The sequence below is a fragment of the Sinorhizobium sp. KGO-5 genome (assembly GCF_036245905.1).
Taxonomy (GTDB): Bacteria; Pseudomonadota; Alphaproteobacteria; order Rhizobiales; family Rhizobiaceae; genus Sinorhizobium; species Sinorhizobium meliloti_A.
Genome location: NZ_BDIZ01000002.1, coordinates 447,092 through 459,736 on the forward strand (window position 1 = coordinate 447,092; position 12,645 = coordinate 459,736).

10 protein-coding genes are annotated in these 12,645 nt (G+C 64.3%); 2 read left to right on the forward strand and 8 right to left on the reverse strand.

What is annotated here, in order from left to right; translation table 11 throughout:
* The first annotated feature begins 10 nt into the window (after positions 1-10).
* A complete protein-coding gene (katG, locus tag BHD07_RS11355; protein ID WP_338280092.1) occupies positions 11-2,194 on the forward strand; it encodes a catalase/peroxidase HPI in 2,184 nt (727 codons plus the stop codon).
* Positions 2,195-2,258: 64 nt separating this feature from the next.
* On the opposite strand, the gene BHD07_RS11360 is transcribed toward katG, so the two are convergent.
* The 8 genes from BHD07_RS11360 to BHD07_RS11395 all read right to left on the reverse strand — a co-directional run bounded on the left by BHD07_RS11360 (position 2,259) and on the right by BHD07_RS11395 (position 11,563).
* Positions 2,259-3,461, reverse strand: coding sequence for an MFS transporter (locus BHD07_RS11360; protein WP_338280094.1), 1,203 nt, complete (start codon positions 3,459-3,461; stop codon positions 2,259-2,261).
* Positions 3,462-3,557: 96 nt separating this feature from the next.
* A complete protein-coding gene (locus BHD07_RS11365) occupies positions 3,558-4,235 on the reverse strand; it encodes a cupin domain-containing protein (protein WP_338280097.1) in 678 nt (225 codons plus the stop codon).
* Positions 4,236-4,330: 95 nt separating this feature from the next.
* The gene (locus BHD07_RS11370) at positions 4,331-5,629 is read right to left on the reverse strand and encodes an amidohydrolase family protein (RefSeq protein WP_324764843.1); all 1,299 of its coding nucleotides are present in this window, start codon (positions 5,627-5,629) and stop codon (positions 4,331-4,333) included.
* Between the two features lie 17 nt (positions 5,630-5,646).
* Entirely contained in the window at positions 5,647-6,591 is a 945-nt protein-coding gene (locus BHD07_RS11375) for an ABC transporter permease (RefSeq protein WP_338280100.1), read from the reverse strand.
* A complete protein-coding gene (locus BHD07_RS11380) occupies positions 6,588-7,637 on the reverse strand; it encodes an ABC transporter permease (protein WP_338280102.1) in 1,050 nt (349 codons plus the stop codon). The genes BHD07_RS11375 and BHD07_RS11380 overlap by 4 nt, the downstream gene beginning before the upstream one ends.
* The gene (locus tag BHD07_RS11385; RefSeq protein ID WP_338280105.1) at positions 7,627-9,153 is read right to left on the reverse strand and encodes an ABC transporter ATP-binding protein; all 1,527 of its coding nucleotides are present in this window, start codon (positions 9,151-9,153) and stop codon (positions 7,627-7,629) included. The genes BHD07_RS11380 and BHD07_RS11385 overlap by 11 nt, the downstream gene beginning before the upstream one ends.
* Entirely contained in the window at positions 9,150-10,565 is a 1,416-nt protein-coding gene (locus BHD07_RS11390) for an amidase (protein WP_338280108.1), read from the reverse strand. Before BHD07_RS11390 ends, BHD07_RS11385 begins: the two co-directional genes overlap by 4 nt.
* A gap of 11 nt (positions 10,566-10,576) precedes the next feature.
* Complete coding sequence (locus tag BHD07_RS11395) at positions 10,577-11,563, reverse strand: BMP family protein (protein ID WP_338280109.1); 987 nt, start codon at positions 11,561-11,563, stop codon at positions 10,577-10,579.
* Between the two features lie 296 nt (positions 11,564-11,859).
* Between BHD07_RS11395 and BHD07_RS11400 the strand changes: the two genes are divergently transcribed.
* Positions 11,860-12,636 carry a sulfite exporter TauE/SafE family protein gene (locus BHD07_RS11400; RefSeq protein WP_338280111.1) on the forward strand — a complete coding sequence of 259 codons (777 nt, stop codon included), beginning with the start codon at positions 11,860-11,862 and terminating at the stop codon, positions 12,634-12,636.
* Positions 12,637-12,645: the final 9 nt, after the last annotated feature.

Here is a 12,645-nt window from a genome sequence, read left to right on the forward strand (position 1 = left end):
GGAGATTACCATGGATCAGAAGAGCGATAGTGCGGGCAAGTGTCCCGTCGCACACACGGCACCGAGAGGCAGATCGAACCGCGACTGGTGGCCGGATCAGTTGGACGTCCAGGTTCTGCACCGGCATTCCGGTCTTTCCGATCCGTTGGGCAACACGTTCAACTACGCCGAGGAGTTCAAGAAGCTCGACCTCGATGCGCTGAAGCGGGACCTGCATGCACTGATGACGGATTCGCAGGACTGGTGGCCGGCCGACTTCGGCCATTATGGCGGGCTCTTCATCCGCATGGCCTGGCACAGCGCCGGCACCTACCGCATCACCGACGGCCGTGGCGGCGCCGGTCAGGGCCAGCAGCGTTTCGCGCCGCTCAACAGCTGGCCGGACAACGCCAATCTCGACAAGGCCCGACGTTTGCTGTGGCCGATCAAGCAGAAGTACGGCAACAGGATTTCCTGGGCGGATCTGTTGATCCTGACCGGCAATGTCGCGCTCGAATCCATGGGCTTCAAGACCTTCGGCTTTGCCGGCGGCCGGGTCGACGTATGGGAACCCGAGGAACTGTTCTGGGGACCGGAAGGCACCTGGCTGGGCGACGAGCGCTACAGCGGCGAACGGCAACTGAGCGAGCCGCTTGCCGCCGTGCAGATGGGCCTCATCTACGTCAACCCGGAAGGCCCGAACGGCAATCCCGATCCGGTTGCTGCCGCGCACGATATCCGAGAAACCTTTGCCCGCATGGCTATGAACGACGAAGAGACGGTGGCGCTGATCGCCGGCGGCCACACCTTCGGCAAGACGCATGGCGCGGGCGATCCCTCGTTCATCGGTGCAGACCCGGAAGGCGGCGCGATCGAGGATCAGGGTCTCGGCTGGAAGAGCACCTTCGGCACGGGCGTCGGCAAGGACGCGATCACGGGCGGGCCGGAAGTGACCTGGTCGCAGACGCCCACCCGCTGGAGCAACCACTTCTTCGAAAACCTGTTCAACCACGAGTGGGAACTGACCAAGAGCCCCGCCGGCGCATATCAATGGAAGGCAAAGAACGCCGAGGCTTCCATCCCCGATGCCTATGACGCCTCCAGGAAGCATGTTCCGACCATGCTGACCACTGATCTGTCGCTGCGTTTCGATCCCGCTTACGAGAAAATCTCGCGCCGCTTCCTCGAAAATCCGGACCAGTTCGCCGACGCTTTCGCCCGCGCCTGGTTCAAGCTGACCCACCGCGACATGGGGCCGAAGGTTCGCTATCTCGGCCCTGAAGTCCCGGCCGAGGACCTGATCTGGCAGGACGTGATCCCGGCCGTCGACCACAGGCTGATCGACGAGATGGATATAGCCGGCCTCAAGGCGAAGGTCCTCGCTTCCGGCCTGTCGGTGCAGGAACTTGTCTCGACCGCATGGGCTTCCGCCTCGACCTTCCGCGGCTCCGACAAGCGCGGCGGCGCCAATGGTGCGCGAATCCTACTGGCGCCCCAGAAAGACTGGGAGGTCAACCAGCCGACTCAGCTCGCCAGGGTTCTCTCTGTGCTTGAGGGCATACAGAGGGACTTCAACGCCGCCCAGACCGGCGGCAAGAGGATCTCGCTTGCGGATCTGATCGTGCTTGCAGGTGGCGCCGCCGTCGAAAAGGCGGCGAAGGCCGGTGGCCACGATATCGCCGTTCCGTTCACGCCGGGTCGCATGGATGCCTCGGAGGCACAGACCGACGCCGCATCCTTCGCCGCGCTGGAGCCTCGTGCCGATGGTTTCCGCAACTATGTGAGCACCAGCCGCCGGCAATTCATGAAACCGGAAGAGGCGCTTGTGGATCGCGCTCAGCTGCTGACGCTGACCGCCCCGGAAATGACCGTTCTCGTCGGCGGCCTGCGCGTGCTGAAGGCGGGCGAGCCCAGGCATGGCGTCTTCACGTCGCGGCCCGAATCGCTGACGAACGACTTCTTCGTCAACCTGCTCGATATGGGTACGCAGTGGTCACCCATCGCAGGCGAAGAAGGCGTATACGAAGGCCGAGACCGCAAGACCGGCGCTGCGCGGTGGACCGGCACCCGCGTCGACCTGATCTTCGGCGCGCATTCACAGCTGCGCGCCTTTGCGGAGGTGTACGCCCATTCTGATGCCGGAGAGAAGTTCGTGAAGGACTTCGTCGCGGCCTGGACCAAGGTCATGAACGCCGACCGCTTCGATCTGGTATGATTGGCGAGGCCAGGACGTGGCTTGAACCATGTCCTGGCCTTCCCCCGGATCGTCGTGAAATGCGCTAACCGTCTTCAGCTTCTTTCGCCGTGCTGCCGATCAGCGTCAGACACAGCAAAGCCAGCAGCGCAGCGAGGCTACTCGCCAAGGCTAGCGGCAACCAGCCTATGTCGATGAAAGGAGCGGCGGCGGCGGTACCTCCGGCAGTGATCCCAAGTATAGCGGCAACGACCAATGCGGCGCCGCGTGAATGATCCCCTCTTGAGGCAAGGATTGCCTGGTGGAAACCGATTGGTCCCCGGATGCCGAACGCGCCGTTTGCGGTCATCCACAGGGGCACGAGCACAGTCAAACTGCGTCCGCCGAGGGATGTGTAGAGAAGGATCAGGAAGAAGCCAAGAACCACAGCTCCGGTACCGATCATGATCATGCGTTCGGTACCGAATCTTCGGGCAAGCGCATTGGACGCGTTCGACGCCAGTATAAAAAGGGCGATGCCGAAAACTTGAAGGAGAATGAAGTCTCCGATCGTCATGCCCAATGCCCCTGTCATCACTGCGGGGGCGCCGAATACAAAGATGAGAATGCTGCCGAGGGAAAGCGCCTGGCTTAAGCCGTGCCGAAGAAAGTCGCGATTGCGGATGATCGACATATAGCTTCGGTGGAGCTCAAGAGCCTCGAGCCGGTCCGGAAGCGATTGACGGTAGGCCCAGCTGCCAATGGCGCAGAGAATTGCAAGTCCGGCCAGCATAAGGAAAGAAGTCTGCCATCCCCCCACCGCCATAAGATAGGCTCCGACGATGGGCGCAAGAGCCGGCGTCAAGGACTCGATGGAGCCGAGCCTGCCGAACATGGAAGGCGCCTTGTCCGCAGGATAAAGCCCGTGAATAAAGCCCGGCGCGAAAACCGCCGGGCCCGAGCCGAACGCGCCTTGCGCGAAACGCAAGACGACCAGCCATTCCAAGGTCGGCGCGTAGGCAGACAGAAGAGACGTGACGGCAAACAGGCCCAGCGACCAGACCAACAGCTTGCGGCGAGAGTACCTCGCCCCGAGTTCCCCGAAGGTAAGCAGTCCCACGAGCGTGCCCCCGGCATAGGCTGCGAGGACCATCTGCGCCAATGCCGCAGTCCCGCCGAATGCCGTCGGCATGGCCGGAATTGCAGGCAGCACCAAGTCAGTCCCCGCGATTCCGAGGACGGTGCCGAATGAGATCAGCAGGAACATGACGGTTGGCGAAGCATTCACGGACATACCCGCCCATAACATGCAGACTTCGCTTAACCAATCGCACTTTGCTTATCGGTTTCACCACAAATCTTGATGGCACAGGGCAGATGCTCCGTCCGGAGCCCGCGTAGCGCTTCAGGGCAGCTGCAGCGCGTCGGGGTGCTGCAGCGGTGCGTCCTTGATCCAGATCTCAGCGCCTTTACGCCCGGTGATCGCTTCGAGCGCCTCTCCTGCGGGCAACCGGCCCCAACTCTGCGGCTCCAGTTGCTCACCCCTGGATGCGAGGCCGCCGGAAAGGACGAGGAACTCGAGCCCACGGCGATTCTCGACGCTGACGGCTGAACCCGGCAGCCAGGTTTCTATCGACACCCGCTCTTTTCCGTCGTCGAACAGGACGCGCGCTGCCTCGACCCCCTCGCGCAGCGGCGCCGATTCACCCTCTCCAGGGTAGCGAACGATTTGCGTGCCGTCGCCCTCACGATATTGCCAGAGCCGCACGAAGATCGTGCAGCCATCCTTCGAGGCAGGTATATGCGAGGTGCCGGGCGGATTGCGGAAATAGCTGCCCGCAGGATAGTCGCCGTGCTCGTCCTCAAACGTCCCTTCGAGCACGAGGATTTCCTCGCCGCCGCTATGGACGTGGCGTGGAAAGGCGCTGCCCGGCGCATAGCGAACGATCGAGGTTGCGCGCGCAACTTCGCCTCCGATACGGTAGAGCATGCGGCGATCCACCCCTGCGGCGGGGCTTGGAACCCAGTCGAGTTTAGCCGAATGGACGATTACGGGTTTCGTCAGGTCTTCATTGATGCGCATCTGACCGGTCTCCCATTGCCACGACTATACGGAACTTCCCGTCACCGGACCTCATTTTTCTCAACAGTTCCGTGGCCCGCTTCAGCGGCATGGGATCAGCGCTGCAGCACCGGGGGAACGTAGTCGCGTCCCATGTCGATCGAGGCGGGACGCCCGGCGAGGAAAAGCTCGCCGACGCGCGGCGCGGTTTTCGCGATGACCTTGCCTGCCTTGATGACGAACAACCGGTTCGGTTTCAGCCTCAACGCCTCGGTCACGTCGGCGGCCTGAAGCACGACCAGGTCGGCATTGCAGCCGGTCTCGAGGCCGTAGCCTTCGAGCCCCATGGTCTTTGCCGAATTGACGGTGAGCGCGTCGAAGATCTTGCGCTTATCGTCAATGCCGGCCATCTGCGCGACATGGATCGCCATATGGCCGACCTCCAGCATGTCGCCGGAGCCCATCGAGTACCAGGGGTCCATGACGCAGTCGTGTCCGAAGGAGACGTTGAGGCCGGCCGCCATCAGCTCGCGCACCCGCGTCATGCCCCGCCGCTTCGGATAGGTGTCGTGACGGCCCTGAAGCATGATGTTGATCAGCGGATTGGGGATCACGTTGATCTCCGCCTCGGCCATCAGCGGGATGAGCTTCGAGACATAGTAGTTGTCCATCGAATGCATCGAGGTGAGATGCGAACCAGCCACGCGCCCCTTGAGCCCGAACCGCACCGTCTGGGCGGCGAGCGTCTCGATGTGGCGCGACAACGGATCGTCGGTTTCGTCACAATGCATGTCGACCGGCAGGCCGCGGTCGGCGGCGATCCGGCACAGCGCCTCGACGGAGCGGGCGCCGTCTTCCATCGTCCGCTCGAAGTGAGGAATGCCGCCAACGATGCCGATGCCCATATCAAGCGCCCGCTCGAGCGAGGCGACGCCGTCGGGCGCGCGGTAATATCCGTCCTGTGGGAAGGCGACAAGCTGCAGTTCGATATAGGGTGCGACCTTTTCCTTGACCTCGAGCAGCGCTTCGGCCGTGACGAGGCGCGGATCGGACGTGTCCACGTGGCTGCGAATATAGAGAAGGCCCTGGGTCACGGCGAGGTCGCAATAGCGAAGCGCTCGTTCGACGAGGGCTTCCTTCGTCAGCAGCGGCCGCAGCTCGCCCCAGAGCGCGATGCCCTCGAGCAGCGTGCCGGAGACGTTCATGCGCGGCAAACCGAGTGACAGCGTCGCATCCATGTGGAAATGGGGATCGCAGAAGGGAGGGCTGACCAGGCGGCCGGACGTGTCGATCTCCTCGCCGGCGGTCGCGGCTATCGACTTCTCGATGGCGGCGATCTTGCCGCCGGCAACGCCGATATCAAAGCCCTGCCGGCCGTCCGGCAGGTTCGCATTGCGGATGATCAGGTCGAACATGGGTCAGTCCTTCGGATTTAGCGCTCGCCGCGCCGGTAGGGTTGCATCAGCGCCTGCGGAACGCGGGCGCGCCGGGCCATGAGCGCCAGCGCTGCGATCGACATCAGATAGGGGATCATCAGGAAGATCTGATAGGGGACGACGCCGCTCAGCCGCGCCTGCAGGCGCAGCTGGAAGCCGTCGAACAGTGCAAACAGCAGCGCTCCGACGAGGGCGCGGCCCGGCCGCCAGGAGGCGAAGACGACGAGCGCTATGCAGATCCAGCCCCGCCCCTGCACCATGGTCGGGAAGAAGCTGTTGAAGGCCGAGAGCGTCAGGAAGGCGCCGCCGATGCCCATCAGCGCGCTACCGACGACGACGGAACCAAAGCGGATCGCCATCGGGTTGATGCCTTGCGCCTCGGCGGCGTGCGGATTTTCCCCCGTCATGCGGATCGCCAGGCCTAGCGGCGTACGGAAAAGGATGTAGCCGAGCGCCAGCGCCAGCAGGATCGCCGCATAGGTCGGCGGCGTCTGCGTGAAGAGCGCCGGACCCAGGAAGGGGAGGGACGATAGCACCGGCACGTCGATCGGCTGGAACGGCTCGATCGTCGGCGGCGTACCCGCGACCGGTACCAGCAGACGGAAGACGTAGTAGCTGAAGCTCGAGGCGAAAAGCGTCACCCCGAGGCCGGACACATGCTGCGACAATCCGAGCGTGACCGTCAGGCCCGCATGCAAGAGGCCGAAGATCCCGCCGGAGAGACCCGCGACGAGAATGCCCGTCCACAGGTCGGCGCCGTTATAGACCGTAAGCCAGCCGATCATCGCGCCGAAAGTCATGATGCCCTCGATGCCGAGATTCAGGACGCCGGAGCGCTCGCACAGGAGCGCGCCGAGCGTGCCGAGGATCAGCGGCGTGGCGATGCGCAGGACGGCCGCCCAGAGGCCCGCGGAAGCGAAAATGTCGATGGCGGCGTTCATCGGCGAATCCTGTACTGGGTGAAGAAGACCCCGGTCAGCATGCTGATCAGCGACAGGGCCACCGTGACATCGGCTATGTAGGAGGGGATACCCATGCTGCGGCTCATCCCGTCGGCTCCGACGAACATGACCGCCGTGAACAGAGCGGCAAGCACCACGCCCAGGGGGTGGAGATTGGCGAGCATGGCGACGACGATGCCGGAATAGCCGTAACCCGGCGACAGGTCCGTCGTCACATAGCCCTGCACGCCCATGACTTCGATAGCCCCCGCAAGGCCCGCGAGCCCGCCTGAAATGCAGGCCACCGTGACCAGGGTACGGCCGAGCGGCACGCCGGCGAAGACCGCCCCGGCCGGATTGAGGCCGGCTGCTCGCGACTGCATGCCGAACACCGTGCGCGACTGAACGAGATGGACGGCGACGGCGAGGACGAGTGCGATCATCAGCCCGATATGGAGGCGGGATCGGGCGAAAAGCTTCGGCAGGACCGCCGCGTCGGCGACCGGTTGCGACTGCGGCCATCCGAAGCCCATCGGGTCCTTGAGCGGGCCGTCGATCAGCATGGAGACGAAGAGCACGGCGACGAAATTGAGGAGAAGCGTGGTCACGACCTCGTCGACGGAAAAGCGCAGCCTCAGCCAAAGCGGCACGAGCAGCAGGACGATGCCGGCTGCTGCGCCGACGACGAGAAGCAGCGGAATCTGCAGCGGGGAGGGGAGACTGCCAAAAAGGTGCGAACTGGCCGCGGCGACGGCAATCGCTCCGAGATAGAACTGACCCTCGGCGCCGATGTTCCAGAGCCTCGCGCGGAACGCGACCGCGGCGGCAAGGCCCGTTAGAATGAGCGGGCTTGCGCGGGTCAAGGTTTCGGTCGCCGAAAGCCGCGAGCCAAAGGCCCCGACGAGAATGCGCCAATAGGCCTCCATGACCGGGGCGCCGGCGATAGCGATGAGCAGGCCGGCCAACGCCAGCGCGCAGAGGATCGCAAGCACGGGCGTCGCGATCACCAAGGCGAGCGAACGATGTTCGCGTCGTTCAAAACGCATGCGGAACCTCGTGCTCTTCATTCCATTCGCCGGCCATCATCAGGCCGAGTTTCGTGGCACTGGCGCTGTCGGCGGCGATTGGAGGCGAAAGCCGACCGTTGACGATGGCCTGAATTCGGTCGGCAAGCGCCATGACTTCTTCCAGGTCCTCGGAGATGAGGAGCACCGCGGTTCCCGCGCGCCGCGCTTCGAGCAGCCGCTCGTGCACCGCGGCGACAGCCCCCTCGTCAAGCCCGCGCGCCGGCTGCGCCGCAAGCAGGATGCGCGGTCGGTCGATCAGATTGCGCCCGAGAATGAGTTTCTGCATGTTGCCGCCCGAGAGCAGCCGCGTGCGTGTCGTCGGCCGGCCGCCGCGCACGTCGAAGGCATCGATGATCTGGCCGGCGAATGCCTGGCCGGATGGCCGATCGACGAGGCCGTAGCGCGAAAATCGCGGCAGGCGCTCGAGAACGGCGTTCTCCCAAATGGCCATTTCGCCGATCGCGCCTTCCTTGTTGCGATCTTCCGGAATGCGGCCGATCCCCGCCCGGACGGCGCCGTCAACCGTAAGGTCGCCGATCGGCTCGCCGAACAGCAGGAGTTCGCCCTTGTCGCGCCTGACCGTACCCGACAGGAGATGCGCCAGCGTCGTCTGGCCGTTGCCGGAAACTCCGATAATGCCGAGAATCTCGCCCGCGCGGAGGCTGAAATCGATGGACTTCAGCCGTTCCACCCCGTCGATGCTGACGCTCACATCCGCGACATCAAGCACCACCTCGCCGGGCGTCGAAGGCTCGCGCACCGGCCGGGCCACCTTGCGGCCGACCATCAGTTCGGCAAGCTCGGCCTTGTTCGTCTCTTTCGCAAGACGCTCGGCCACCTTGCGGCCGCCGCGCAGCACGACGATCCTGTCGGCCGCGGCCATGACCTCGTCCAGCTTGTGCGAAATGAAGATCAGCGAAAGCCCTTCGCGCGCCATGTCCTTCAGTGTCGAGAACAGCCGCTCGGCCTCCAGATTCGTCAGCACCGCCGTCGGCTCGTCGAGCACCAGGATATGCGCATCGTTGTAGAGCGCCTTCAGGATCTCGACGCGCTGCTGCTCGCCGACCGAGAGGTCGCCGACGCGCGCGTCCGGCTCCACCGTCAGACCGAACCGCTGGCAAATGCCGCGCAGTTTCCGCCGCGCCGCGCCGGTGCCGGATCGCAGCTGCCAGAGGCGTTCCGTGCCCGCCATGACGTTTTCCAGCACCGTCAGGTTGGGGGCGAGCGAGAAATGCTGATGCACCATGCCGATGCCGGCGCGGATCGCCGCGCGTGGCTTGCCCGGAGGCAGTTCGCGCCCCTCGACCAGCACCTTGCCGCTATCAGGCACATAATGGCCGAACAGGATGCTCATCAGCGTGGTCTTGCCGGCGCCGTTTTCGCCGAGGAGGGCGACGATCTCGCCCTTTCCGAGACTCAGCGAGATGTCGTCATTGGCGAGATTGTCGCCGAAGCGCTTGCTGACGCTGCAAATGTCGAGAATGGCTTGGCTCATTCCGGAATTCCCGCGACGGCGAAACGGTGCTGCCAGCGGCCCTCTCTTTCCAGGCGCGCCGCAAGCTCGATGAGGAGGCGGTCGCCGCCCATGGGCGCCAGGATCTGCACCGGCAGCGGCAATCCGGCTTCATCCGCGCCGAATGGGAGCGTGAGGGCCGGAAAACCGGTGGCATTGGCGAGTGCGGCAAGTGGCGCAAACGCCGTCATGCGGCGAATCTGAAGGTCGATATCGTCGTGGTCGAAAGGAAAGGATCCGATAGGAAGGGGTGCCGACGCGAGCATGGGCGTCAGGATACAGTCTACCCGGTCGAAAAGCGACCAGACCGCATGGCTCGCATGGACGGCGTCGTCAAGCGTCGCCCAGAGCGCGGTCGCCTCGAGTCGCGTCCCATGTCTGATAAAAGCCTGCGTCAGCCGTTCGGCGCGCCCGGCATCGAGACCGGCGGAAACGACGAAATTGGCCAGGTTGACGGCGACGATGTCGCGCAGGACCCGGCCGCTCGCGGCAATGCCCGCAGCGAACGCGTCCCAACGCATCGCAACGATGCTGTGGCCGCCTCGCTCCAGTGCCCGCGCTGCCTCTTCGACGGCCTCGCTGCGCGCCGGTTCGGTCGGGTATTGGCCGCCGGTCTCGAGAAGAAGGCCGACACGTAAGGGGCCGGACGGGGAGGGGGCGAACCACGGATCGGCAAACGGCCCTCTGGCGCGTCCGGCTGCCGCGTCGAAGATCGCCGCCAGGTCACGGACGGAGCGGCACAGCGCAAGTTCACCGGCAATGCCGCCGAGATGATTGCCGAAGGATGGTCCAGCCGCGATCGCACCCCGGCTCGCCTTGAGGCCGAAGAGACCGCAACATGCCGCGGGGACGCGGATCGACCCGCCCGCATCGGTCGCATGGGCGATCGCCACGATGCCGGCGGCAACGGCAGCCGCCGCTCCGCCGGAAGAGCCGCCGGGCGTCCGGCCCGTATCGAGGGGGTTGCGGCAGATAGGCCCGGCCGCAGGTTCGCTTGCGAGCGACAGGCCCATTTCGGGCACCGTGGTCAGTCCGAAGAAGCAAAGGCCTGCTCCGCGGAGCCGCGCTGCCAGTTCGCTGTCTTCCGCGACGGCGGCACGGCGCTCGAGCAAGTTCGATCCGGCCGCAACCGGAAGGCCGGCAAAGGGGCCGCCCAGATCCTTGGCAAGACTCGGGACGCCGAGAAACGGTGCGGTCTGCCCGCCGTCAGGCAAGTGGCGCAGGCGGGCGTCCGCATTTTCTGCGGCCGTTCGTCCGAGCGTTGGGTCGAGATGGACGATCGCGCCTATTTCTGCCGACCGGCCGGCCGCCGCAAGGGATGCTTCCATCGCTTCGGAAGCGGTGAGGCGGCCCATTCGGATCGCCTCACCGAGAGAGATTGCATCGCCTGCCATGGACAAGCCGGCTACTTCGGCTCGTCCGTGATGCGCGGAACCTCGAAGGCGCCGGATTTGATCTCGGCGCGCTTGGCTTCCATCGCCGCTTCGGCATCTGCCGGGGCGACGCCCTTGACATAGGCAATGTCGCTGCCGCCTTCCTTGAGCAGGCCGAAGGCTGTGTAGTCCTTGCCGACCGGCTTGCCGGCGGAGACGTCGGCAATTGCGGCGTTGAGGATAGGGCGGAAGCCCCAGAGCGCGTTGGCGAAGACCGTGTCGGGATAGCGCGGCGTATAGTCGATCAGCGAACCCACGGATTTGAGCCCGCGTTCCTTCGCGGCATCGGCGGTGCCGATGCGCTCGCCGAAGAGGATGTCGGCACCGGCGTCGATCTGGGCGAGGCCCGCTTCGCGCGCCTTCGGCGGGTCGAAGAAGGTACCGATGAAGGTGACGAGGTGTTTGGCATCGGGATTGACGGCCTTCACGCCCGCAGCGAAGGCGTTGATCAGCATGTTGACTTCCGGGATCGGCATAGCGCCGACGGAGCCGACGACGTTCGACTTCGTCATCTTGCCGGCGAGCATGCCGGCCAGATAGGCGCCGTCGTGGTTCCAGGTGCCGAAAACGCCGAAGTTGTCGCCCGATTCCTTGCCGCTCGAGCCGAGGACGAAGGCGGTCTCCGGATAGTCTGCGGCCACTTCGCGGGCCTGCTTTTCAACGGCATAGGCTTCGCCGATGATGAGCTTTGCACCCTGCTCGGCATATTCGCGCATCGCGCGGGGATAGTCCGTGCCGGAAACGCCTTCGGAGAAGACATACTCGATCACGCCTTCCGCGGCCGCATCCTGCAGCGCCTTGTGCAGGACCGAGTTCCAGGCGTTTTCGACAGGGGAGGCGTGAATACCGGCAACCATAACCGGCGTGCTGGCGCGGACGCCCGGCGCAAAAGCGCTCACGCCAAGCGCCAAGCCCGACGCAAGCACATTGCGCCGGCTCATCATCAGATCTCTTGCCATGGATGGTGTTCCCCATTTTTACCAATTGGTAGAATCTTTATTTTGTACAAAGCTTTGTCAAGCAGTGCGGGTGAATAGAAAAGCGGCAATGAGCGACTTTTCCGGCGATCGCGGATGACGGTCATCGATGCCTGAGCCGCTCGAGGCTACGGGCCTCGCGGAACAAGCGCCATGTGCGTTCGTTTTCCACCTTGCCAAGAAGCAGAGACTGAAGTGAAACAGGAAGCCTCCGTGTGCCGCTGCACATGTGAGGCTTCCTTGTGCGGGGCGGTCGAGCCCCCAACCCGGAGCTGTCCATGGAAGAATTCATCCTGTTCGCATTGGTCGGCTTTCTCGCGCAGGTGATCGATGGCGCTCTCGGGATGGCCTACGGCGTCATCTGCTCAACGGTGCTTCTTGCCTTTGGCGTGCCGCCTGCCCAGGCGTCGGCATCAGCCCATGCGGCGGAATTGTTCACCACTGCCGCTTCCGGATCGGCCCATCTCTATCACCGCAACATCGATTGGAAGCTGTTCTGGCGGCTCATTCCTTTCGGCATCGCCGGTGGAATGCTGGGTGCCTTCGTCGTGACCTCGTTTGACGGAGATCAGGTCAAGCCTTTCGTCACGGCCTATCTTGCAGTGATCGGAGCCTGGCTGCTTTACCGCTCCTTTCATCGCATTCCCACAAACCCGGTCAAGCTGAGGATCGTGGCACCGCTCGGCGCAACCGCGGGGTTTCTGGATGCCGCGGAAGGCGGCGGATGGGGGCCCGTCGCCACCACCGGTCTGCTCGGCGCAGGCGGACAGCCGCGCTACGTCATCGGGACCGTCAATGCGAGCGAGTTTCTGATCGCACTTTCAGTGTCTCTGAGCTTCCTGGCCACGGTTCTAACCGGTCACTGGGAACAGGCTGGCGATTTCCGCGACCATCTTACATCCATCGGCGGGCTGATCACGGGCGGCGTGCTTGCCGCACCCTTTGCAGGATGGGTGGTCAAGGCACTGCGAGAGAAAACGCTCCTGCGGCTCGTCGGATCTTTGATCACGCTGTTGGCCGGCTATCAGACGCTCGAACTTACCGGGTATTTCTGAACCCCGGCT